19 protein-coding genes and 1 other RNA gene are annotated in these 24,211 nt (G+C 61.3%); 13 read left to right on the forward strand and 7 right to left on the reverse strand.

Annotation, left to right across the window (positions count from 1 at the left end; all coding sequences use genetic code 11):
• Nucleotides 1-274: 274 nt before the first annotated feature.
• Complete coding sequence (locus ASE04_RS04635; protein ID WP_244490334.1) at nt 275-679, forward strand: DUF488 domain-containing protein; 405 nt, start codon at nt 275-277, stop codon at nt 677-679.
• 88 nt (nt 680-767) lie between these two features.
• On the forward strand, nt 768-1,115 hold the full coding sequence (locus ASE04_RS04640; RefSeq protein WP_056813154.1) for a hypothetical protein: 348 nt from the start codon (nt 768-770) through the stop codon (nt 1,113-1,115).
• A 279-nt stretch (nt 1,116-1,394) separates the two neighbouring features.
• Here ASE04_RS04640 and ASE04_RS04645 read toward each other — a convergent pair whose 3' ends face one another.
• Nucleotides 1,395-3,890 (reverse strand): ATP-dependent helicase, encoded by a 2,496-nt coding sequence (locus tag ASE04_RS04645; protein WP_056812732.1) that lies wholly within the window; start codon nt 3,888-3,890, stop codon nt 1,395-1,397.
• A 332-nt stretch (nt 3,891-4,222) separates the two neighbouring features.
• On the opposite strand from ASE04_RS04645, the gene ASE04_RS04650 reads away from it, so the two are divergent.
• The 4 genes from ASE04_RS04650 (at nt 4,223) to ASE04_RS04665 (ending at nt 10,630) form a co-directional block, all read left to right on the forward strand.
• The gene (locus ASE04_RS04650; protein WP_056812734.1) at nt 4,223-5,389 is read left to right on the forward strand and encodes an efflux RND transporter periplasmic adaptor subunit; all 1,167 of its coding nucleotides are present in this window, start codon (nt 4,223-4,225) and stop codon (nt 5,387-5,389) included.
• Nucleotides 5,386-8,541 carry an efflux RND transporter permease subunit gene (locus ASE04_RS04655; RefSeq protein WP_056812737.1) on the forward strand — a complete coding sequence of 1,052 codons (3,156 nt, stop codon included), beginning with the start codon at nt 5,386-5,388 and terminating at the stop codon, nt 8,539-8,541. Before ASE04_RS04650 ends, ASE04_RS04655 begins: the two co-directional genes overlap by 4 nt.
• Nucleotides 8,542-8,781: 240 nt before the next feature.
• The gene (locus ASE04_RS04660; protein WP_056812740.1) at nt 8,782-9,777 is read left to right on the forward strand and encodes a flagellin N-terminal helical domain-containing protein; all 996 of its coding nucleotides are present in this window, start codon (nt 8,782-8,784) and stop codon (nt 9,775-9,777) included.
• Nucleotides 9,778-9,964: 187 nt separating this feature from the next.
• The gene (locus ASE04_RS04665) at nt 9,965-10,630 is read left to right on the forward strand and encodes an OmpA family protein (RefSeq protein ID WP_056813157.1); all 666 of its coding nucleotides are present in this window, start codon (nt 9,965-9,967) and stop codon (nt 10,628-10,630) included.
• Between the two features lie 46 nt (nt 10,631-10,676).
• On the opposite strand, the gene ASE04_RS04670 is transcribed toward ASE04_RS04665, so the two are convergent.
• Nucleotides 10,677-11,084: a DUF2000 family protein gene (locus tag ASE04_RS04670; RefSeq protein WP_056812743.1), complete on the reverse strand. Its 408-nt coding sequence runs from the start codon at nt 11,082-11,084 to the stop codon at nt 10,677-10,679.
• 29 nt (nt 11,085-11,113) lie between these two features.
• On the opposite strand from ASE04_RS04670, the gene ASE04_RS04675 reads away from it, so the two are divergent.
• A complete protein-coding gene (locus ASE04_RS04675) occupies nt 11,114-12,001 on the forward strand; it encodes an AraC family transcriptional regulator (RefSeq protein WP_056812746.1) in 888 nt (295 codons plus the stop codon).
• Here ASE04_RS04675 and ASE04_RS04680 read toward each other — a convergent pair.
• Nucleotides 11,961-13,055: an AbrB family transcriptional regulator gene (locus ASE04_RS04680; protein WP_056812749.1), complete on the reverse strand. Its 1,095-nt coding sequence runs from the start codon at nt 13,053-13,055 to the stop codon at nt 11,961-11,963. The genes ASE04_RS04675 and ASE04_RS04680 overlap by 41 nt on opposite strands.
• A 294-nt stretch (nt 13,056-13,349) precedes the next feature.
• Between ASE04_RS04680 and ASE04_RS04685 the strand changes: the two genes are divergently transcribed.
• Both ASE04_RS04685 and ASE04_RS04690 read left to right on the forward strand, forming a co-directional pair.
• Nucleotides 13,350-14,762, forward strand: a complete 1,413-nt coding sequence (locus ASE04_RS04685) for an FAD-binding oxidoreductase (RefSeq protein ID WP_056812752.1) — start codon at nt 13,350-13,352, stop codon at nt 14,760-14,762.
• Nucleotides 14,763-14,963: 201 nt separating this feature from the next.
• On the forward strand, nt 14,964-18,713 hold the full coding sequence (locus tag ASE04_RS04690; RefSeq protein ID WP_056812755.1) for an AsmA family protein: 3,750 nt from the start codon (nt 14,964-14,966) through the stop codon (nt 18,711-18,713).
• Between the two features lie 97 nt (nt 18,714-18,810).
• Here the strand turns inward: ASE04_RS04690 and ASE04_RS04695 are convergent, their stop codons facing one another.
• The 4 genes from ASE04_RS04695 to ssrA form a co-directional block, all read right to left on the reverse strand.
• Nucleotides 18,811-19,056, reverse strand: coding sequence for a ribbon-helix-helix domain-containing protein (locus ASE04_RS04695; protein ID WP_056812757.1), 246 nt, complete (start codon nt 19,054-19,056; stop codon nt 18,811-18,813).
• Between the two features lie 91 nt (nt 19,057-19,147).
• Nucleotides 19,148-19,342, reverse strand: coding sequence for a DUF4169 family protein (locus ASE04_RS04700; RefSeq protein WP_056812760.1), 195 nt, complete (start codon nt 19,340-19,342; stop codon nt 19,148-19,150).
• A 46-nt stretch (nt 19,343-19,388) separates the two neighbouring features.
• The gene (locus ASE04_RS04705) at nt 19,389-19,898 is read right to left on the reverse strand and encodes an SspB family protein (RefSeq protein ID WP_056812763.1); all 510 of its coding nucleotides are present in this window, start codon (nt 19,896-19,898) and stop codon (nt 19,389-19,391) included.
• Nucleotides 19,899-20,018: 120 nt separating this feature from the next.
• Nucleotides 20,019-20,392: a transfer-messenger RNA gene (ssrA, locus tag ASE04_RS29840) on the reverse strand.
• A 143-nt stretch (nt 20,393-20,535) separates the two neighbouring features.
• Between ssrA and ASE04_RS04710 the strand changes: the two genes are divergently transcribed.
• From ASE04_RS04710 to hflC, 4 genes are all read left to right on the forward strand, one after another.
• Nucleotides 20,536-21,330, forward strand: a complete 795-nt coding sequence (locus ASE04_RS04710; RefSeq protein WP_056812766.1) for a thymidylate synthase — start codon at nt 20,536-20,538, stop codon at nt 21,328-21,330.
• Nucleotides 21,331-21,342: 12 nt separating this feature from the next.
• Complete coding sequence (locus tag ASE04_RS04715; RefSeq protein WP_056812768.1) at nt 21,343-21,855, forward strand: dihydrofolate reductase; 513 nt, start codon at nt 21,343-21,345, stop codon at nt 21,853-21,855.
• A gap of 153 nt (nt 21,856-22,008) precedes the next feature.
• A complete protein-coding gene (hflK, locus tag ASE04_RS04720) occupies nt 22,009-23,094 on the forward strand; it encodes an FtsH protease activity modulator HflK (RefSeq protein WP_056812771.1) in 1,086 nt (361 codons plus the stop codon).
• A gap of 3 nt (nt 23,095-23,097) precedes the next feature.
• Nucleotides 23,098-24,024: a protease modulator HflC gene (hflC, locus tag ASE04_RS04725; protein WP_056812775.1), complete on the forward strand. Its 927-nt coding sequence runs from the start codon at nt 23,098-23,100 to the stop codon at nt 24,022-24,024.
• Nucleotides 24,025-24,211: the final 187 nt, after the last annotated feature.

Below are 24,211 nucleotides of genomic sequence, written 5' to 3' on the forward strand. Positions count from 1 at the left end.
AGGCATACCGCGCCGCTCGCATCCCGGTAGGGGGTTCGATCAGCGCGTTGATTGACGTTAACGCTTACGTGCGGAGCCTGGAAGGGTCGCAGATGATGGGATCGTGTTTAGCCGCAGATCGCCGGAGTGGCAAGCTTGAAAACATGATTTTTAAATGAAGGTTTTGTAATGCGATCACCGCTCGAAGCTCTGCCTCGAGGCGAACGGGACTTCGGTAGCAACTGGCGGAGCGGTTGCGATCGCGGTAGAAATTATTGCAACTTGATGGAGGCGGATGGTGGCGATCAGTGTCGTTCGATTGGGTTCGGAGCGAGCCGAGGGCGAGGGCGTTCGGATCGGCACCGTCCGGCGACCGCCACGGGGCGTGCCGAAGGAAGAGTTTTCAAGCCGCAACTATTACGACGTCTGGCTGCCGATCCTTTCGCCAAGCCAGACGCTCGTGACCGAAGCGAAGGCCGCGACGACGGATGCCGAGTGGGCGGTCTTCGTGCGCAGCTTCACGAAGGAAATGAAAGCGCCGGACGCGAGCCACGTGCTCGATCTGCTCGCGACGCTCTCGCATACGAGCCATTTCTCGATCGGCTGTTATTGCGAGAACGAGACGCACTGCCATCGAAGCGTGCTGCGGCACCTGCTTGAAGATCGCGGCGCGGCTTTCGTCGCGGAAAGCTGCGTTTGATGGCCGTCGCTCCGTGGCGAGCGGCGGCCTTGCCGATCTCTCGAATTTCTGCCTTTCTTTTGCGCAGGGATCATCCGGAGCCAAAGCCATGACCGAGCCCGGTCCAGAGGAAAAGATCGACGCGACGTTCCGCAACGGTTCGCTGACTGCGGCCGGGATCATTCTCGGCTTTTCCCTGAGCTTCATCAGCCACTGGGTCTCCAATCCCAACGACTGGAGCCGGATCGACATACTGCCGATGCTGCTGCTGACCCTCGGGATCGCGCTGCAGGTCAAGGTCTTTGCCGACCTGCTCGCCCGGGACTCGCTGATCGCGGCCAAATACGATCGGGCGCGACGGTGGTTTCTGATCGGCATCGCATTCGTTGCCGCCGGGATCGGACTGGCATTGCTCAACGACATACTGGGGCTGGGTTCGATGCCGATCCTCGGGTGAGCGGGCGCCACGCCCGCTCCTTGAGCTTCGGACTTGCTCAGGCGCCGGATGCGCCTAGCCTCGGTATCAGCTGCCGATGATCTTGTTGCAGGCAAGCGCGATCGTCGGACTGGTGAGGATGGCAACCATGAGCGAGGCTGCGATCAGAGGTAGCGAATAACGTTTCATCTGCGTCCTCCTTCTCTCCCGCGATCAGTGCGCGCGGGAGGCCAGTATGCGGGAGAGATCGCGGCAAGCGAAGTCACGAATGGGTGAGGGTGCCCCCAGCGCGCGGTCGTCTTACGAAACCGGCTCCACGAAGCCGTCCAGCACGCGTTTCTCGCCGGCGCGATCGAACTCGATCGTCAGCTTGTTGCCCTCGATCATCTTGATGTTGCCGTTGCCGAACTTCATGTGGAAGACGCGGTCGCCGGTCTTGAATTTCGACGGTTCGGTTGTGGTGGATTTTGCCACCAGTTCGCCGTCGATAGTGCGGCCCTTGGGACCGGCTTCGCCGTAGCCGATGCGCTCGACCGAATGGCCGGAGCGGGAGCCCCAGTTGTCGCGGGTGGCGTCGTTGCGGTTTTGCTGGGCGCGCTTCCAGCCGGGGGTGGAGTGGCTATTGGCGAAGGGCTCGGCCTTGTCGAAGCGCGACTGGCCGTAGCCGCCGCGGCTGTAACCACCGTAGCTCTGCTCGACCGCCGCCACGTCTACGTGCGTCTCGGGCAGCTCCTCGAGGAAGCGCGAGGGGATGGTCGATTGCCAGAGGCCATGGATGCGGCGGTTGTTGACGAACCAGAGGTGGCAGCGGCGCTTGGCGCGGGTCAGCCCGACATAGGCAAGGCGGCGCTCTTCCTCAAGGCCGGCGCGGCCGGTCTCGTCGAGCGAGCGCTGGTGTGGGAAGAGGCCTTCCTCCCAGCCGGGCAGGAAGACGGTCTCGAATTCGAGGCCCTTGGCCGAGTGCAGCGTCATGATCGAGACGGCGTCGAGGTTTTCGTTCTGCTCGGCGTCCATGACCAGCGAGACGTGCTCGAGGAAGCCGCGCATCGACTCGAAGCTCTCCATCGAGCGGATGAGTTCCTTCAGGTTGTCGAGACGCGCGGGGGCGTCGGCGGTCTTGTCGCCCTTCCACATGTCGGTGTAGCCGGACTCTTCGAGGATCTGCTCGGCAAGCTCGGTATGTGATGTGTTTTCAAGCCTTTCCTGCCATCTGCGGAAAGATTGAATCACGTCGAACAGCGCCTTGCGGGCCTTCGGCTTCAGTTCGTCGGTTTCGATGATATCGGCGGCTGCCGCCAGCATCGGGATGTCGCGGGCGCGGGCATAATCGTGCAGAGCACGCACGGTGGTATCGCCGAGGCCGCGCTTGGGGGTGTTGATGATGCGCTCGAAGGCGAGGTCGTCAGCGGGCTGGGCGACGAGGCGGAAATAGGCCATGGCATCGCGGATTTCGAGGCGCTCGTAGAAGCGCGGGCCGCCGATGACGCGGTAGTTGAGGCCGAGCGTGACGAAGCGGTCTTCGAACTCGCGCATCTGGAAGGAGGCGCGCACGAGGATGGCCATATCGTTCAGCTTGTGCTGGTTACGCTGCAGCTGCTCGATCTCGTCGCCGATGGCGCGGGCTTCCTCTTCGGAGTCCCAAGAGTTGTGCAACTGCACCTTGATATCTTCAGGGTCGCGACGGTCGGTGAACAGCGTCTTGCCGAGGCGGCCTTCATTGTGGGTGATCAGGTGCGCGGCGGCGCCGAGTATATGGGCGGTCGAGCGGTAGTTGCGCTCGAGCTTGATCACCTTGGCGCCGGGGAAATCCTTCTCGAAGCGCAGGATGTTATCCACTTCGGCGCCGCGCCAGCCGTAGATCGACTGGTCGTCATCGCCGACGCAGCAGACGTTCTGCAGTTCACCCTTGGGGCGCTGCGCCAGCAACCGCAGCCACATGTACTGGGCGGTGTTGGTGTCCTGGTATTCGTCGACCAAAATATAGCGGAAGCGCTGGTGATATTCCTTGAGCAGATCAGGCGTCTTCCGGAAGATCGCGATCGGATGCATCAGGAGATCGCCAAAATCGCAGGCGTTCAGCGTCGAGAGCCGCTGCTGGTAGGCGAAGTAGAGTTCGCGGCCCTTGCCATTGGCGAAGGCGCGGGCGTCGCCCTCGGGGATATCGGCGGGGCCGAGGCCCTTGTTCTTCCAGGTGTCGATCATGCCGGCGAACTGCTTGGCCGGCCAGCGCTTGTCGTCGAGGCCCTCGGCCTGGATGAGCTGCTTGACGAGGCGAACGACGTCGTCGGTATCGAGAATGGTGAAATCGGAGCGCAGGTTGACCAGCTCCGCGTGGCGGCGCAGCAGCTTGACGCCGATCGAGTGGAAGGTGCCGAGCCAGGGCATGCCCTCGACCGCGCCGCCGACGAGATGGGCGATGCGCTCCTTCATCTCGCGGGCGGCCTTATTGGTGAAGGTCACCGCCAGGATCTGCGAAGGGAAGGCGCGGTTGGTGTTGAGAATATGGGCGATGCGGGTGGTCAGCACGCGCGTCTTGCCGGTGCCGGCGCCGGCGAGCACAAGGACCGGGCCCTCCAGCGTCTCGACGGCTTCGGTCTGCTCGGGATTGAGGCCGTCAAGATAATCCGGCCGTTGCTGAGCGCCGCCACGGGCGGCCATGGCGCGGGCGGCGAGACCTCCTGATACCGGGGCCGAAACGGGCGCGCCTCGTGCGGGAGCGGCCGGGGCTTGCTGCTTGCGCGGCGCTTCGCCCGGCTCCTCGTCGAAGAAGGGCATATCGTCGAAACTATTGCTCATGGCGCGTAATGTAGTGATTCGGGATCGAAAGACCAGAAAAGATGTTCTGCTTTCATTCACGCGCGGGCGCTATCCTCAGCCTGTTGCCGGCAAGGTCAGCGCAGGTTTGCAATTACAGACTGCATTCGATTGGCGTGGCGGCGAACCTTTCGTGGCTTCGCGCGGGGGCTGCCGGTCACTTACTCTTGATATTACAATTTTGTAATATCAGGGCAATTCGCTTGCCGCTGACCAGCAAAGAGACAATATTGTCGCAGATGCGCGGCACTTTGTCCTGCGGACGCCTCTTTCGATTGACCCTGGACCAGCCTCGAGTCCCTCTGGAGACGTGAATGCCGTTTTGGAAGCAGTTTCTGATCTGTCTTGTCGTCATTGCAGCCGGTTTTGCCGGATGGATGCTCTTTGTCCCGGGAGCAGGCGAGACGCTTCGCAAGGCGGGCTTCTCGGAAGCCTCCAAACCGGCCTCGGAAGAGGCCGCGCCGGAGAAGGCCGGCGGCCAGGACGGGCAGGCGAGACGCCGTGGGGGCGGAGCCAATGGACCCGTTCTCGTGGTCACTCAGGCCGTCGTTCGCGGCGTCGTCAATGATCGCCTCAGTGCCATCGGCACGGGAGACGCCATTCGCTCCGTCGTGGTCATGCCGCAGGCGAGCGGCACCATCCGCGAGATCATGATCAAGTCGGGCGACAGGATCACCAAGGGGCAGGTGCTAGCGAAGCTCGACAGCGAAGAGCAGGTGATCGCCCGAGGCCAGGCCGATGTCGTCCTGAAAAGCGCCGTCGAGAAATCCAGCCTCTACCACAACATCAAATCCAGCGTGTCGCGCATGGATGTCTTCGACGCCGAGATCGCGGAGCAGGGCGCGCGCCTGCAACTGCAGGCAGCCGAGCTCAATCTCGAGCGCCGCAGCATCATCGCGCCGATCGACGGCATCGTCGGCATCATTCCCGTGAACGTCGGCGACAATGTTTCGACGACGACGCCGGTCGCGACGCTCGACGACCGGACGGAAATTCTGGTCGATTACTGGGTGCCGGAGCGCTTTGCTAACACGATCACGGTCGGCCAGCCGGTCGAAGCGACCTCGGTTGCGCGGCCCGGTCGCGGTTTCTCGGGTGTGGTCGAGGCGATCGACAACCGTATCGATGCCGCCAGCCGAACCATGCGCGTGCGGGCCCGGATCGATAACGCCTCCGATGAGCTGCGCGCAGGCATGTCGTTCAATGTCGGCATGAAGTTTGGCGGTGATCAGTATCCGGCGGTCGATCCGCTCTCGGTGCAGTGGGATTCGCAGGGCGCTTTTGTCTGGCACGTCATCGATGGCAAGTCCGGCAAGGTGCGCGTCAGCATCGTGCAGCGCAACCCCGACTACATTCTCGTCAAGGCCGACCTGAAGGATGGCGACGCGATCGTCACCGAAGGCCTGCAGCGTGTCCGCGAAGGTGGCGCGGTGCGGGTGGCCAACGAAGTCGCGTCGAACTCGGAGCCTGCCACGCAATGAACGTGATCGAGATGCAGGACAAGCCGGCTTCCGGCAAACAGACTTTTACCGCGCTGTTCGTTCGGCGTCCGATCCTGGCGTTGGTCTTCAACACGTTGATGATCGTCGCGGGCCTTGCGGCCTATGCCGGGATCGAAGTGCGCGAACTGCCCGACGTCGACCGGCCGGTCGTGACGGTCCGCACGACCTTCGACGGCGCCTCGCCACAGACGATCGACCAGGAACTGACGAAGGTGATCGAAGGGGCTGCTGCTCGCGTCAGCGGTCTCAAGTCCATTTCATCGAGCTCGCAGTTCGGCCAGAGCCGGGTGACGCTCGAATTCTCGGATGCGGTCGATCTCGCTGTGGCGGCGAACGACGTGCGTGATGCGATCGGCCGTATCGCCGATCGTCTGCCCGAGGAGGCCGATGCACCGCAGATCGTCAAGGCCGACTCAGATTCTCAGCCGATCATGCGCCTTGCCGTCACCTCGTCCAAACTCAACATGGACGACCTGACGCTTCTCGTCGAAAACCAGGTCATCGACCGTCTTGCTTCGGTCGATGGCGTTGCCGATGTCGAAACCTATGGCGATCAGGAAAAGGTCTTCCGTGTTGACGTCAACCAGAGCGAACTCGCCAGCCGTGGGCTGACGGTCGGCGACCTGACGAAGGCGCTTTCCAGTGCTGCCCTCGATGTGCCGGCCGGATCGCTGAAGAGCCCGACGCAAACGATCGTCGTGCGTGCCATGGCAAGCCTGCAGACGCCGGAGGATTTCTCCAATGTGATCCTGCAGAATCGCGTGCGCCTCGGCGACGTGGCGAATGTCACACTCGGCCCCCGCGACGGGCAGACGGCACTCCGCTCCAACGGCGTCCCCGGCATCGGTCTCGGCATCATCCGCCAGGCGCAGTCGAACACGCTGAACATATCGAATGGCGTCAAGGACGCGGTAGCCGAGCTTTCGAAGACGCTTCCTGAGGGCACGCGGATCGCCATCACCAGCGACGACGCGGTCTTCATCCAGGGGGCGATCCACGAAGTTGTGCTGGCGCTGATCCTCGCTGCCGTCATCGTCACCGGCGTCATCTACCTCTTCCTACGCGACTGGCGCGCCACGATCATTCCTGCTGTCAGCATGCCGGTTGCCCTCATCGGTACACTCGCAGCCGTCTATCTCGTCGGATTCTCGATCAACATCCTGACGCTGCTCGCGATCGTGCTGGCCACGGGCCTTGTCGTCGACGATGCGATCGTCGTTCTCGAAAACATCGTGCGCCGGCGCTCGGAGGGCATGGGGCCGCGTGCCGCCGCCGTGCTTGGCACGCGCGAAGTGTTCTTTGCCGTCATCGCGACGACCGCGACGCTTGCGGCTGTGTTCATTCCGCTATCCTTCCTGCCGGGTCAGGTGGGCGGGCTTTTCCGCGAGTTCGGGTTCGTGCTGGCGTTCTCGGTCGGTCTCTCTTCGATCGTCGCCCTGACTCTGTGCCCGATGCTGGCGTCGCGAATCTTGACGAAGGAAATGCTCGAGGATCATGGCGTTCTCGGCCGTTTCGGAACGCGGTTTGCCGACGCGTACCGTTGGTCACTGCATGCCTGTTTGAATGCGCCGCTTGTGGTCATTATCGTTTCCGCCCTTTTTGCCGGAGCGGCCATTCTCGCGTTCCAGACCGTTCGCAGCGAGCTGACGCCGAACGAAGACCGCGCGCTGGTGATGATGCGCCTGACGACGCCGCAGGGCTCCAGCCTCGAATACACCCGCGACAAGATGCAACGGGTCGAGGAGTATCTCCAGCCGCTGGTCGATAGCGGCGATATCAGCAACGTCTTTTCGATTTCGGGGCAGGGCGGACAGGTCAATAGCGGCTTCATGGTGCTGACGCTGGCGCCATGGGGCGAGCGCCAGCGCACGCAGGCGGAGATCGTTTCCGATATCAACCAGGCGGCTGCAAAGGTTCCGGCTTTGCGCGGCAACGCAATCCAGTCGAACAGTCTGCGCATCCGCGGTGCCGGCAACGGTTTGCAGATGGCTCTTATCGGCAACGACCATGAGGTGCTGACGGCAGCTGCCACGCAGCTGGTTCATGCTCTCGACGCGACAGGCCATTACGACACGCCGCGGTTGACCAACGAGCCGACGCAGGCGCAGGTTTCGGTCACGATCGATCGCGAGCGGGCCTCCGATCTCGGCATCGATATCACCGGCCTTTCGACCGCCATGCAGTCGCTGCTCGAAGGACGCTCGGTCGTCGACGTCTTCGTCAAGGGCGAAGCCTATCCGGTGCTGCTTACCTCGAACACCCGGCCGCTCGACGATCCGACTGATCTCGAAAACGTCTTCCTGAAGACGGGCGACGGCAAGATCGTTCCGATGTCGGTGATTGCCTCGCTGATCGAAAGCTCGGTCGCGCCGCAGTTGAACCGCGAGCAGCAGCTTGCGTCGGTGGCGATCACGGCCGGCCTGAAGAATGGCCTCTCGCTCGGAGATGCGGTGAAGGAAGCAACCGAGATCTCGAAGTCGGTCCTGCCGGCGGGCGCTCGTCTGGTGCCGCTCGCCGAGGCGGCGACGCTGGAGGAAAATTCGAGCGGCATGGCGCTGACCTTCGGTTTCGCCATCGTCATCATTTTCCTGGTTCTCGCCGCGCAGTTCGAAAGCGTCCTCTCGTCCATCATCATCATGTCGACGGTGCCGCTCGGGCTCGCATGCGCTGTCTTTGCGCTTGTCATCACCGGGTCGAGCCTGAACATCTACAGCCAGATCGGCTTGGTTCTGCTCGTCGGCGTGATGGCGAAGAACGGCATCCTGATCGTCGAGTTCGCCAATCAGCTGCGCGATCGCGGCGAGGAGGTTCGCACGGCGATCGAAAAGGCGTGCGCTCTGCGTCTTCGCCCAGTGATGATGACGATGATCGCGACCATCCTCGGCGGCGTTCCGCTGGTCTTTGCGCATGGGGCCGGCGCGGAGGCGCGTATCGCGCTCGGCTGGGTCATCGTCGGCGGCCTCGGTTTCGCGACGCTGGTGACGCTCTACATCACCCCGGTCGCCTACTTGCTCATTGCCCGCTTCGCCAAGCCGCACGCGCACGAAGAAGCCAAGCTGCATCAGGAGATGCAGCACGCATCGCGTCCGCGCTCGGTGCGCGAGGATGGCCAGCTTGAGGCAGCGGAATAGGCCGCTGTCGGGCGCCAATGTCCTTATGGTATACGATTGGTCATCAGGATCGCTAAACGATCTCTGAACCTTAGGTATTTTTTAAGCATACACAGTAATCATAGCGGGTAGAAACCAACAGGTGCTCCAGCGTTCCGGAGTGCCGCTCAGCGCCTTGTATTGGCGCTCCCGGATATGAGCGTCCGCGGTACAGGTTCATTTGTATTAGTTGCGTATTGTTGTGTTCGGAGTTCAGTACCCGTGAGTATTTATCGGCGCGCCTCGGTGGATGCCGCACTTTATGTATTGCGCGATATAAGTCGCGACATGACGAAGACCCAGAGGCAGGTCACGACCGGGCTCCGGGTAGAAAAAGCGTCGGACAATGGTGCCTATTGGGCCATCAGTTCGACACTCAAAACGGACCAGAAGGCGCATTCGGCCATTCGAGATGCGCTGGGCCTTGCGGCTGCGACGATGGGCACTGCCTATAATGCCGTCGACAGCGCCATCGATATTGTCAGCCAGATCAAGGCCAAGCTCGTCTCGGCCACGGAGTCGGGCGTCGACAAGGACAAGATCAATACCGATATAACGCAGCTCAAGGATCAGTTGCGGTCGGTCTCGCAGTCGGCGAGCTTCAACGGCGATAACTGGGTTGCGCTCAGCGACGGTGACGACCCGACCAAGCCGCGCGAAATCCCGTCGGCGTTCATCCGATATTCGGATGGGCGCGTGGAGGTCAGCACGCTCAGCTACGAGGTCGATCTTGCGCCTGTCGGCTCTACGACATCGGCCGATGCCCGCTACCTCATCGACGACCGAAGCGGTGGTTCCGGCGACTACGGGGTTCTGACATCCGAGCATTTCGCGACTGAGGTCGGGGCCTCGCAAAACTACGTCATGCTGTCGAGCGCGGGTGCGTCGGGCGGGCAAGTCGAGATCGGCGTTTCCAACACGACCACCGACGACCAGGTGAAGGAAATGGTCACCGTCGTCGACAAGATGCTGAACCAGATGACGACCGTCGGCACGGCTTTTGGCGCTTTGGAAAAACGGATCAGCATTCAAAACGATTTCGCGCAGAGCATCGAGGATTCATACTCGCGCGGTATCAGCCGCATGGTCGATGCCGACATGGAAGAGCAGGCGAGCCGCCTCAAGGCGCTTCAGACTCAGCAGCAGCTTGGTCTGCAATCTCTGAACATCGCCAACGCGACCTACGATACGGTGCGTCAGCTGTTCCAGAATCTCTGACGCGACGCCCTCGCGTAGCAGGAAGCCCGCCAGCGTGCGGGCTTCAATTCTTGGAGCGTTTCAGACATTTACGGATCATGGCCTGTGCAATTCATCGAAATTTAAGTATCGAGTGCAGGCGCTTCATCTTGTTGCCGCATTCCTTAATACTGCTCGCATCACCATCGAACTGGAGATACGCCTGCTCATGATCAAGAAATTCATACTTCTGTCTGTTGCCGCAACTTACCTTAGCGCATGCACCACAACCGATCCGTATACGGGTGAGCAGAAGATGTCGAACACGGCCGGCGGTGCCATGCTTGGCGCCGGTGTTGGCGCGCTTGCCGGCCTTGCAGTCGGCGGCTCAGCGCATGGACGCCGCAATGCCGCTCTGATCGGCGCCGGCGTCGGCGCTCTGGCGGGTGGTGCGATCGGCAATTACATGGATCAGCAGGAAGCCGAGCTTCGTGCCCAGCTCGAAGGCACCGGCATCTCCGTGACGCGTCGCGGCGACAGCATCATCCTGAACATGCCGTCGAACATCACCTTCGACGTCGACCAGGATGCCGTAAAGCCGGGCTTCTATCCTACCCTGAATTCCGTTGCCATCGTCCTGCGGAAGTTCAACCGCACGCTGATCGACATCAACGGCCATACCGATTCGACCGGCAGCCTGCAGCACAACCAGGATCTGTCGCAGCGTCGCGCGGAATCGGTTGCTGGCTATCTCGGCGGACAGGGCATCGACGCCCGCCGCGTTTCGTCTGTCGGCTTCGGCCCATCGCAGCCGGTTGCTTCGAATGCGACGGAAGCAGGACGCGCCCAGAACCGCCGCGTCGAGATCCAGATCGCGCCTGTGACGCAGGGTTGATCCAGCGCTTTCCATCGAAACGGCCGGGCTCGCGCCCGGCCGTTTTCTATTGGTGCATCGTTGCGCCTTTGGTGATCTTGTCGACGATCTTCTTGTCCGCCCTCATGGCGATCCCGACCACCTTGGCGTCCTCGGGCCCGTAGTTGGCGAAGACGGCGCGATTGGCGACATCGTGGCCGGTCGCAAACATCTCTTCGATGAAAAGCGAAGAAGTCACGTCCCGTTCAAGGGCCCGACGGTGTATCGTCGAGATAGTCGCCTCGTCCGCGGACAGGACAATGATCGGTTGGATCGAGAGCGCGTTATAGCTGTTGCCGGCGCGGTCCTTGTAGGCTTCACCGATGATCTCAGGCGCCTGTCCCGCGACCCCGCTCATCAGAAAAGCGGTGACGTTGAGCTTTTGCCAAGATGCAAGATTGTTTCGCAGTACAATCGCAATTTTGGTATCGAACATGCCAGTTTCTTTCGTGCGAGGTTTTCTCGTTGAGCCAGGATGTAAACAACCACGCCTTCCAGGGTCTTGAACGTTTGTGCATCGATGGCGGCGCGGACGAGATCGCGACTGCGCCGGTCTTTCCCGGGATCGAGCGGATCGAGGCGCGGTTTCACGGCAATGCCTTCGAGCCGCATCGCCACGATACCTATGCGCTCGGCGTGACAATCAAGGGCATCCAGACCTTCTCCTATCGAGGCGAACGTCGGTTCAGCCTTCCAGGACAGGTCATCGTCCTGCATCCCGACGAGGAACACGATGGCGGGGCAGGCACGGATGACGGTCTACATTACCGCATGCTTTATCTGGAGCCGGCCCTGCTGATCGAATGCATGGATGCGGCAAAGGCCGCGTTGCCGTTCGTCGTCGATCCCGTCGTCAACGATGAGGCGCTGGCCGGCACCTTGCTGGCCGCTCTGTCCGAGCTCGATCGCGAGCTCGACGAGCTATTCGTCGATGACTTCCTCACCCGCGTTGCGACGATGCTTGCCGGGCACGGTCGCTTGCCGATGCGCTCACTCGGCTTGATCGCGTGGCAGAGGGCGCGTAGGGCGCGCGATTATCTGGAAGACAATCTCGACAGGGCGGTCAGTTCCGTCGAGCTCGAGAAGGCCACGGGGCTCGATCGTTTCACGCTTTCCCGCCATTTCAGAGCGGCATTTGCGACCAGCCCTCATCGCTACCTGCTGATGCGGCGGCTTCAGAAGGCGCGTCTGCTGATAGGCGCCGGTGAGGGGTTGGCGGATGTCGCCGCAGCGACCGGCTTTGCGGACCAAAGCCACTTTAATCGCCATTTCAAGAAGACCTACGGGATGACGCCCGGGCAATGGGTCGGTCTCAGACGGGATTTTCCGCAAGGCCCGACCGCCTTGCGATGAAGCGGGCCAGCATCGGTCCGGTGAAGAGGATGATGAGAAAGCGGCCGGTCTGCATCGCCATCACGAATGGCACGTCGACGTCGCTGGAGGCTGCGATGATCGCGACGGAGTCCGCTCCACCGGGGCTCGTCGCGAGGTAGGCCGTGAGCGGATCGACGCCGGCGAACTTGTGCAGGGCGAAAGCCATGCAGCCGCAGAGCGACATCAGCAGCAATATGGACGCGGCGACACGCGGGAGCGCCCTGGCGGCATGCATGATGATGCCACGGGTGAAGCGCAGTCCGATGTTCCAACCAATCAAGGCGTAGCTGATCGCCAGCAGCCACATCGGCAACTCGATCTTCAGAAGACCGAAGCCTTGCAGCAGAGAACCTGCGATCAGCGGGAGAATGATCGTGCCGCCCTGGATGCGCAGGCGCACCGCGACAAAGGCACAGAGGCAGGTCAGTACTACCGTCGCTACAAAGGCGGGCCAATTGATCGGCGGAAACAGGATCAGTGGCGGCGGCTCGCCGCCGTCGGCAGCGACCCAAAGCCGCGAAACGACGGAGGCGGCGACAGCGACGAAAACGACCCGCAGATATTGCATGAAGGCGACGAGGCGCGCATCGGCGCCGTATTCTTCCGACATGATGACCATTGCCGAGGCAGCCCCCGGCGACGAGCCCCAGACCGCCGTGGTGCCCGGCAGGACCTGCCAGCGGGTAAGCAACCAGCCGAGCAGGCTGGCAACCACGATCACGGAGAAGATCATCGACAGAAACAGCGGCGCGTCGGCCGCCATTGTCCCGATGATGTCGACCGTGATGGCGCGCGCCATCAGGAAGCCGACCAAAGCCTGACCAAAGAGAAGCGGCCAGCGCGGCACGCGAAGCGAGCCCTGGCCGATCGTGAGCGCCAATATGATCGCCGCGACCATCGGCCCGATCAGCAGCGATGCGGGAAGCCCAAGCAGTTCCAGCGCCAGGACCAGAGCCGAGGAGATCGCAAGCAACAGTGCCCATCGCGGCAGGCTCGCTTTGCGCAGCAGGCGGCTGGCGTCTTTCAAAGGCAACGTCCCGTGCTTTTGGGTGGCGTATATCCGCAGACAAGAGAGACGCGGACTGGCTCTGCTGAACAAGAAAACCGGTCGAGGGACCGGGCGGCTTTCGGTCGGTATATGCTTCACGGGATAGCAGGGTCAATTACGAAATCCTACGGGGACGTCCCTCGACAGGCGCGCGTTGGATGATGGATTTGCCGTGGCCGCGGAATGCGCCCTTCACTGCGACACTTTCACTAGACAGTCGCGATTCGATGTCCCATACCAAGCTGCCCTCCGGGCATTAGCGGTAAGGAGATCAATGAGATGGCGCTCAAGGATGCGAAGGCTGGAAAACGCAACGAGGAGGGGATTTCCGCCGTTCTCGGTATTCTGAAGCAGAGCTTCGGCGAGCGTTTTCAAACAGGCGAGAGCTTCCGTGCGCAGCATGCGCATACGACGACCTACATTCCCGCGCAACTTCCCGATGGCGTTCTGTTCGCGGAGAGCGCCGATGATGTCAAAGCAGTCGTCAAGGTCTGCGCCGAGCACAAGGTTCCGGTGATCGGCTTTGGCACCGGCTCGTCGCTGGAAGGGCAGGTGAATGCGCCGAACGGCGGCATCTCCATCGACTTCAGCCGGATGAACCGTATTCTCCAAGTGAACCCCGAGGATCTCGATTGCACGGTTGAGCCGGGTGTTACCCGCGAGCAGCTGAACACATATCTCCGCGATACCGGCCTTTTCTTTCCGATCGATCCCGGTGCGAATGCTTCCATCGGCGGCATGGCTTCGACCCGGGCTTCCGGAACGAACGCGGTTCGCTATGGAACGATGAAGGACAACGTGCTTGCCGTCACCGCGGTGACCGCGAACGGCGAGGAAATCCGGACCGCGCGGCGCGCACGCAAATCCTCGGCAGGCTATGATTTGACCCGGCTCTTCGTCGGCGCCGAAGGGACGCTCGGCATCCTGACGTCGGTGACGCTGCGGCTCCAGGGGATTCCGCAGAAGATCGGTGGTGGTGTTTGCGCGTTTCCTGATGTGACCGCTGCCTGCGATGCCGTGATCATGACGATCCAGATGGGTATTCCCGTCGCCCGCATCGAAATCCTGGATGCCTTGCAGATCCGGGCCTGCAACGCCTATTCGAAGCTTGACTACGAGGAGACGCCGACGCTGTTCCTCGAGTTCCATGGAACGGACGAGACGGTCGCGCTGCAATCGGCGCAGTTTGCGGAGATTGCCGCAGAATGCGGTGGCGGCGAATTCAAATGGACGGTCAACGCCGAGGAGCGAAACAAGCTCTGGAAGGCTCGCCACGATGCCTATTGGGCATCGCGCGCGCTGGCACCGGAAATGGCTGCTCTCTCGACCGATGTCTGCGTGCCGATATCGCGGCTTGCGGAGTGCATCGGGCAGACCCAGGCCGATATCGAGGAGCATGCTTTGCTGGCGATGATCGTCGGGCATGCGGGAGACGGCAACTTTCACGTCCTGCTGTTGTTCGATGACAAGACGGCCGAAGGGATCGCTGTGGCCGAGGCATTCGTCGCGCGGTTGAACGCGCGGGCATTGGCCATGGACGGAACCTGCACGGGGGAACATGGAATAGGGCAGGGGAAGATGGCTTTCCTCGAGGAGGAGCTTGGCGGCGCCGTCGATCTGATGCGTCACGTCAAGCAGGCTCTCGATCCGGATAACATCTTCAATCCCGGAAAGATTTTCCATTCTGCCTGAAAAACAACATTGTGTTGATCATGGCTTGCTTGTGGTGCGGATACCACTAGACACAGGTGATCGCGTAGAGAATCGAGCCGCCGGCCAGAGCGTGTCTCCAAAGCAGGGAAATAGAGCAGGATGTTGCCCGAAAGCCGCTTCACACTTTTTGGTTTCATGCTCTAGTGTTCGCGTTGGTATCCCGAATGGAGAGTAGGTAATTTGCTAGGCCGGTTCCTCGTCGTGCTGGGCGGACTGATCGTGGTGGTGCTGTTCGTGGCGCTGCTGGCTCCGCTTTTTATCGATTGGACCGACTTCAGGAAGAACTTCGAGGATCAGGCAAGCCGCATTATCGGCAAGAAGGTCGTGGTGCATGGCGCCGTCGATGCCCGGCTGCTGCCTTTCCCCTCGGTCACCATGCACGACGTTCGCGTTGGCCAAGAGCCGGACGGTTCGCCGATCGTGCAGATCGAGCAGTTCTCCATGGATGCCGAGCTTGCGCCATTTCTTTCAGGCGAAGCGCTGATCTTCGACATGCGGGTGGTGAACCCGAAGGTGAAGCTGCGTCTCCTCAAGGACGGGACGCTCGATTGGACCCACGGCAGCCAGCCTGAGATTCCGGCCAAGACCGTTGTCCTCGAGAACGTTCATGTCGGCGGCGGTGATGTTCAGTTCATCGACGACCAATCGGGCCGGTCGCGACATGTGACTGGCCTCAATGCCGAGATGTCAGCGAAATCGCTGGCGGGTCCCTGGAGGATCGAGGGTGACGCGGCGCTGGATGGCGAGCATGGCAAATTCTTGATCTCGAGCAACCAGCCCGACGAGAGCGGCGTGCTCAGGATGCGCACGCACCTGGAACCGGATAAACATCCCGTGTCTGTCGATCTCGATGGCGAACTCAAGCTGATCGACCAGAAGCCGAACTATCAGGGCACCGTGTCGGCGGCCATCGAGTCGAACGACAAGAAAGTCGACAAGAATTACGTCCCGCCGCGGATGAAGGGGAAGTTCGAGCTTACCAACGAGAGCATTCGCATTCCGGAATACCGGTTGGAGATCGGCTCGCAGCAGGACCCTTATGTCATTACCGGCGAGGCGACGCTTGATACTGGCGGCAAGCCGCAATTCCTGCTGACGGCCGACGGCCAGCAGATCGACGTGAACCGCATCGGCAATCAGGGCGCCGGCGGAAAGACCGCTCGCGATCCCGCCTTGTCGGCGCGTCAGCGGCTCAATTCGCTGGTGCGGATCGTTTCGCAGGTTCCGATCCCGCAGGTCCCCGGCAAGGCAAGCGTCAGGCTGCCGGCGATCGTTGCCGGCGATACGACGATCCGCGATGTGCAACTCGACCTTGAACCGGCGAGCAACGGCTGGACGATCGACAACGCGGTGGGAACGCTCCCGGGGCGCACGCTGATCGAAGGAAAAGGCAAACTCAATCTGCAGGGCGAGGCGTCCTTTGCCGGGCAGGTGACCGTCGCCTCGAAGCAGCCGACGGGGCTCGCGTCCTGGCTTGCTGGCTCGGTTGATCCTGCTATCCGTCAGCTGCGCCAGGCTGGCTTCTCTGCCGATGTCAGCCTGACCCATGACCGGCAGACATTCGACAATCTCGAAATCGCGGTCGGCCCCGCGACCCTGAAGGGCAAGCTGGAGAGGCAGGCGGTCGCCAACCAGACGCCGACGCTGGACGTTTCGCTGGCAGGCGACGCGCTCGATCTCGATGCCCTCAGGGCGTTGACGGGGCTTTTCACCGGCGAGGATGCCGGCGACAACGTGCTGGATCACAAGATCACGGCGCAGCTGAAGGCGGACAAGTTCACGGCATTCGGCGTAGAAGCGGGTGACGTTGAGACGAATTTCACCATTGCCGACGGCGCGCTCTCTCTCGAGAAGCTTGCCGTCAAGAATTTGGCCGGCGCTGAGTTCACGGCTACCGGCCGGGCCGAAGGTTCGCTGCTGGACTACAAGGGGTCCGGAGAGATCACCTTCAAGTCCGCTGATCCCGGTCCGTTCTTTACGATGCTGAAGCAGAAGCTGCCGCAGCATCCCGTCATGGATCGCCTGGTGCGCAATGCAGCATGGTACACCAATACAGCGCTGCGCGGGGCGGTGACGCTCGGCGGAGAGCAGGGCGATGGGCTGACGGTCACGCTTGCCGGGGTTGCCAATGGCAGCCGCGTCAATCTCGACTACCGAATGTCGGATCTGCTTGCCTTGACCGGCAAGGGAACTACCAGCCTCGAGGCAACGCTTGAGAACACGGTGACGTCGATCCTCTTCGGGCAGGCGGGGCTTGATCCGTTGCCTGTCGACGCCGATGCCAATGGCCGTATGACGCTCAAGGTCCAGGCGGAGGACAACGACCCTGCCGACGCGGCCCTGACCTTTGCCACCGACCGCACCTCGTTTACCGCGAGCGGCAAGGTCGATGTTCATCCGCAGGCCTTCATGAATGGCCAGCTCAAGGTCTCGCTCGAAAGCGCGGATCTGGATCCCTACCTCGTGATGAACGGGCTCGGCGTGCCGCAGATGGGCACCGGGCTGCCGTTCAAGCTCACGACGACCGCGACCGTCGACAGCGACACGATCGTCCTTAGCGATATCGCCGGCCATGCCGCGGACAACGAGTTCGGCGGCGCGCTGACGCTGGATCGCAAGGCGGAAAAGTCGACCGCCACCGGCGAGCTGGCGCTGAGCAAGGCGGATGCGACCTGGCTCGGTGAGGCGATCTATGGACCGATGACGGACGCCGCGACCGGTAACCTTTCCGGCGCGGCGCTCGGCCTGCCGGCGCTGAAGGATGTGGACGTCAATCTGAAACTTTCCGCAAAGCAATTCTGGCCGGGATGGTCGAGCCCGCTGACCGACTTCACCTCGGATGTCGTCTACAAGGGCGACGAGCTGCAGCTCAAGGACATCAAAGCCGGCTGGGACGGCGGCACCATCAATGGCAACCTGCTGTTCACCAATGCTGACGGTACCGGCTTCTTCCAGACGAAGATGACTCTTGCCGATACGGATCTCGGCGGCGTCGTATGGTCCCGTGACGGGTCACCGCTGGCGGATGGAAAATTCGGGCTTTCGATGTCACTCGAAGCGTCCGGCAAGTCCGTCAACGACATTGCGGCCGCGCTCAACGGATCGGGAACGCTGAGCCTCGGCAATACCACTGTGCGCGGGCTCAACCTCGGAATGCTCGCACCTCTCCAGGCCGCGACGGATCCGATGCAGGACCAGCTCAACGCCGGCAAGGTGCACCCGATCATCGAGACCCTGCTGAACAACGGCGAGGCCAAGCTGCCGCCTGCGAATATTCCGTTCAACATCACCGACGGCGTGCTGCGCGTCCAGAACGTCAGTGTCGGCACGGATCAGGCGAAGCTGCTCGGCAACGCTCAGATCGATCTTCCGCAGGAGCGCATCAGCGCGTCGTTGAATATCGCGCTCAACGCCGCCGGTGACGCGTTGCCGGGCGCTGAGCCTGCCGTGCGACTGGATTTTTCCGGTCAGCTCGGGTCGCCCGGCCGGGTGATGGATGTCACTGATATCACTGGTTACCTGTCTCTGCGCGCCTTCGAGCGCGAGCGCCGTCGCGTCGAGCGGCTGCAGTCGAACGTGCTCGAGAAGCAGCGGCTGAGACGCGAGGCGGCGCTCTACAAGTTCAACGATGCCGAGCGTGAGAAGGCCGCTGCCATCGAAGCGCAGCGCAGTGCCGAGGAACAGCGTCTGAGGGCCCTTGCCGCGCAGGCGGAGCGCGAAAAGGCGGAAGCCGAGGCGAAAGCGAAAGCCGAGGCTGAAGCGAAGGCAAAGGCTGACGCAGATGCGCGCGCCAAAGCAAAGGCCGAGGAAGACGCAAAGGCTGCCGCTGAGGCGGCGCGCCGAGCGCAGCAGCAGCTCGAGACGCCGCCACAGAACTCCCTCAATTTCAAGACGATACCCGGTCTGCCTGGTGTTCAGATGCCACAATGATCGGATGTCCGTTGAGGGCTAGCCGACGTTAGTGGCAAAGACGTTGTTCATGACGGCAATGCTGTGTGATGATCTTCGGCGTAGGACGGCCTTGTTGTCAGGCGTCGTCCGAGTTCGGCTGCAACGTTACGCTTTTCCCGGACTTCAGCCACGCGAGAACCTGAACGCGGAGCGCCGACGACAGGTTGCTGTCAGGGTTTCTCTGATCGTCGATCTCTGAAATCAGGGCGGCAAGCGAGATCGCGCGGGCTTCGGCAATCGCGTTCAGTTCCGCCCAGAACTCGTCTTCAAGCGAAATGCTCGTGCGATGTCCGTGCAGTGTGGCCGAGTGCTTGCGTATCATTGACGTGGCAGGGCTGCGCCAGACAGGGAAGCGGAACGGCGGGGTACGGGGAAATGTGCGGCGCCGTGCTCGTTCCAGCCGCGAACGCGCTTCATTCCTTGTCGCCGCTCTTCTCGATATGGCCCTCGCGGTGTGCGCGATCGGCCTTCTCGTTCAGCGCCGTGGTCAGCTGCTTCTCGGTTTTCGTGCGCCCGAAGGAGATGCGATTTTGCTCGGCCTGCTTGTCTTTCTCGGAGCGGGCCTGCTTTTTTCGGAACTGGCGGAGATTGACGATTTCGGCGCTCACGCTTGCCTCCGACGAAAAAGGGAAGCCGATGCTTCCCTTGAAATTTTTACTGCTTCTTGCGGAATGCGTCGAGCGAGACGACCGACCCCGGCTTCTTTTCCTCGCCCTCGGCGGGTTTGGCGGAAGCATCCTCGGTCTTTTCAGCGGCAACCGGATAAGCGGTAATCTCTCCAGAGGGGAGTTCTTCGCCATCCACCAGCGGCACGTCGAACTCGAGCTCGAAGTTGACCGAGGGGTCATAGAAGCCGCGAATCGCGTTGTACGGAATGACCAGCTTTTCGGGAACGTCGGAGAAGGACAGGCCGATCTCGAATCCCGAATCAGTAACCTTCAATTCCCAGAACTGGTGCTGGACGACGATCGTCATCTGTTCCGGATACTTGGACTTCAGCATCTGGGATATGCGCACGCCAGGAGCACCGGTCAGGAAGGTGATGAAGAAATGATGCTCACCCGGCAGGCGGCCCGTTGCAGCGACTTCAGACAATACCTTACGGATGACGCCGCGCAGCGCGTCCTGTGCCAGAATGTCGTAACGGATGTGATCCTGCCCCATGCTTTCCTGTCTTTCGTTGTTCCGGCACCCCAGGCTATATGCCACGCCGGGGCGGCTTGGAAAAGCCCGAAGCCGAGTCGTAGTTTCGCAAATCATACATGATTTAAACGGGAGCGAGAAGGTGAAGGCTTCTGTTGCCAGGTGCCTTCGGACCCCGCCTTAAGGGGCTAACCCTAAGGACTTAGAGCGGAATTCCCGCACCGCCATTAGGCAGCGAGAGCGTATTCCTTAGCGTTGTTGTCGTTTGCAACTACACTTTTGACCCGATAACGGCGGTATCATGCCGAGCAAAAAGTCGATCTTTACACCCTTGTCGATCCTATTTCGCCCCCATCAAAAGCCGGCCGCGACCATAGTCTTCCGCCGGTTTTTGGTGGAGGCGCCGGGTACCGCCCCCGGGTCCAATAGGCTTATTCCATCGCTCATTTATCGCCATAGCCGATCCGAGAACCGGCAAGGCTGATATAGTGTTTTCCGCGTTGGATGGGAAGAGGGTACGTCACAAAAGCGTCTTTTCGGAACGCAAGCGCGTCGAACTCCGCCGAGCGGGACGATTTGCCGGGATAATGCATGTGCCGCGATTGGTTTCGACCCCGGGAAGGCTTAAATAGGTCGCAATGGAAACGGGCGGCCGACGATGAAGCAGTACCTCGATCTTTTGACCCATGTGATGGAAAAGGGCAGCGACCGCGGCGATCGCACCGGGACGGGCACCCGTTCCGTGTTCGGCTATCAGATGCGCTTCGATCTCGAGGAAGGCTTTCCGGTTCTGACGACCAAGAAGCTTCATCTTCGTTCGATCATCCATGAACTCCTGTGGTTCCTCAAGGGTGAGACCAACATCGGCTACCTGAAGGAAAACGGCGTATCGATCTGGGACGAATGGGCCGACGAGAACGGCGACCTCGGCCCTGTCTATGGCGCGCAGTGGCGTTCGTGGCCGGCTCCCGACGGCGGACATATCGATCAGATCGCCAATCTGGTGCAGGGCATCATCAAGAACCCGAACTCCCGCCGACATATCGTGTCGGCGTGGAACCCGGCGGAGGTGGACAGCATGGCGCTGCCGCCCTGCCATTGCCTCTTCCAGTTCTACGTGGCCGACGGAAAGCTGTCCTGCCAACTTTATCAGCGTTCGGCCGACATCTTCCTCGGCGTGCCATTCAATGCGGCGTCGTACGCACTGCTGACGATGATGGTTGCGCAGGTGGCGGGGCTGAAACTGGGTGATTTCGTACACACGCTCGGGGATGCGCATCTCTACCAGAACCATTTCGAGCAAGCGAAGCTGCAGCTGACGCGTAGCCCTAAGCCTTTGCCTTTCATGCGGCTCAATCCCGATGTGAAAGACATCTTCGGCTTCAAGTTCGAGGATTTCGAGCTGATCGGCTATGAGGCCGATGCGAGCATCAAGGCACCGATCGCCGTCTGAACAGGGAAATCCATGTCCTCCATCCGCAAGACGATCGTGGTTGCCGTTGCCGATAACGGCGTGATTGGCCGGGATGGCGACATGCCCTGGCGGCTGTCGACCGATCTCAAAAGGTTCAAGGCAATCACGCTCGGAAAGCCCGTGATCATGGGGCGCAAGACCTATGACTCGATCGGAAAGCCGTTGCCCGGTCGTCCGAACGTTGTGGTCACGCGCGGCGCTGCAATCGACCATCCCGACGTAACGACGGTCGATTCCCTGGCGGAGGCGATTTCGTCGGCGGAGGCGCTGGCACGGGAGAACGGTCAGGACGAGGTCTGCATCATCGGCGGAGGCCAGATCTATGCGCAGGCTCTCGCTCTCAGCGACCGGCTCTGCGTGACGCATGTCGAAACCGTCGTCGAAGGCGATGCGGTCTTTCCACCGATCGATCCCGGTATCTGGCGTGCAGGCGAAGCAATCGGGGTGCCGGCCGGCGAGAAGGACAGCTATCCCACGCGTTTCGTCGTCTATGACCGGCGCTAAAGCCTTAAAACAGAATATTTTCCAATAAATATCGCCAAGTTCCTCATGTCGCGTTGAAAGCGGATGCAGCGATACCTATAACGGTCACGATCGCTGTATCCGTCGCCCCCGTGGGTTCCGCGATCCAATAGTTAAACGAACAACGAGGTTTTGATGCCCTGGAGCAATCAGAATGGCGGCGGCGGCCCTTGGGGCGGCGGCGGCGGTAACAATCAGGGACCATGGGGGCAGGGACCGAACCGTCCTCGTGGCGGCGGTGGTGGAAAAGGTGGTCCACCGGATCTTGAAGACATCATCAGGCGCGGCCAGGACCAGTTGCGCGGCATCGTGCCGGGCGGGTTCAACGGCGGCGTCGCACTGATCATCATCGCGATCGTCGCGATCTTCTGGCTTTTCCAGTGCATCTATATCGTTCAGCCCGACGAGCGCGGGGTCGAACTCCGCTTCGGCAAGCCGAAGCAGGAAGTCTCCATGCCGGGGCTGCATTTCCATCTCTGGCCGATGGAAACCGTCGAGACCGTCAAGGTCACGGTTCAGCAGCAGAATATCGGCGCGACGTCGGCTACGTCGTCCAGCGGCCTGATGCTTTCGGGCGACCGCAGCGTCATCAACGTGCAGTTCGCGGTATTCTTCACGGTCAGCGATCCGAAGGCCTATCTCTTCAACGTCGAGAACCCGGCGGAAACGCTGCAGCAGGTCGCCGACAGTGCGATGCGTGAAATCGTCGGTCGCCGTCCGGCCCAGGATGCGTTCCGCAGCAACCGTCAGCCGATCGAGACGGATGTTCTCAACATCCTCCAGGGCACGATGGATCGCTATCATGCTGGTATCACCGTAACCGGTGTCACCATCCAGAACGTTGCGCCTCCGCGCGAGGTTGCCGATGCCTTCGAAGAAGTGCAGCGCGCCGGTCGTGACCGCGACAGCACGATCGAAGAAGCCAACCGCTATACCAACCAGCGTCTCGGTCAGGCACGCGGTGAAGCGGCCCAGATTCGCGAAGACGCCGCGGCCTACAAGGACCGCGTGGTCAAGGAAGCGGATGGTGAAGCCCAGCGCTTCTCAGCCATCAACGACGAATATTCCAAGGCTCCCGACGTGACGCGCAAGCGCCTTTTCCTCGAAACGATGGAGCAGGTGCTGAAGAACTCGAAGAAGATCGTGATCGACGAGAAGCAGGGGGTCGTTCCCTACCTGCCGCTCAACGAGATCAGCAAGCCGTCGCAGCAGGGAGGTTGAACCATGACATCGAATAAGCTTCCCGCCTTCCTGATCGCCTTGGCGGTCGTTCTCTTCTTCGTCTACTCCTCGATCTTCGTGGTGAATGCCCGCGAGCAGGCAATTGTTGTCCGCTTCGGTCAGATCCAGTCGGTCAAGACCGAACCAGGTCTCTACTTCAAACTGCCGTTCGCGTTCATGGACGCCGATCGGGTGCAGTATGTCGAGAAGCAGGCGCTGCGCCTCGACCTCGACAACATTCGCGTACAGGTGCAGGACGGTCAGACCTTCGATGTCGACGCGTTCGTCATCTACAACATCTCCGATGTCCGTCGCTTCCGCGAAACGGTGTCGGGTGATCGTGAGGCGGCCGAAGCACGTCTTCGTGCCCAGCTCGACTCGTCCCTGCGCCGGGTCTACGGTCTGCGCGACTACAACGCCGCGCTCTCGGAAGAGCGTGTCGCCATGATGCTCGAGATCCGTGACGATCTTCGGATCGATGCTGAAAATCTCGGACTGAACATCGACGACGTCCGAATCCGCAGAACCGATCTGTCTCCCGAGGTCGCACCGAATACCTACAACGCCATGCGTTCCGAACGACTGGCCGAGGCAGAGCGTATTCGTGCATCGGGTAACGAAGAAGGGCAGCGCCGCCGCGCTATCGCGGATCGCCAGGTCGTGGAGATCACGGCGGAAGCCCAGCGCGACTCCGAAATTCTTCGCGGTCAGGGCGATGCGGAGCGCAACCGGGTGTTCGCAGAGGCGTTCGGAAAGGATCCGTCCTTCTTCGAATTCTACCGCTCGATGTCGGCCTATTCCTCGGCACTTTCGTCGCAGGATACGACATTCGTCCTGTCGCCGACGTCGGAGTTCTTCCGTTATTTCGAGAACGCCAACGGAAAGGCGCCAACGCCTCCGGCGGTCGCTCCTGCCGCACCGGCGAATTGACCTTCGCCGAGGCTATAAGGAAATGAAAAAAGAGGGGTCGGCTCACTGCTGGCCCCTTTGTTTTAATGGGATATTTGGGGTCTTTGTATCCACCCGATCTACCTGCGGCAGAGATTGCGCGGGATTTCGCGAAAAGGTGATTTCACGCTCCATCATTCCGCCGTATGCTCATGATCAGTGTGCTTTT

It is taken from the genome of Rhizobium sp. Root708 (genome assembly GCF_001429725.1).
Classification (GTDB): Bacteria; Pseudomonadota; Alphaproteobacteria; order Rhizobiales; family Rhizobiaceae; genus Rhizobium.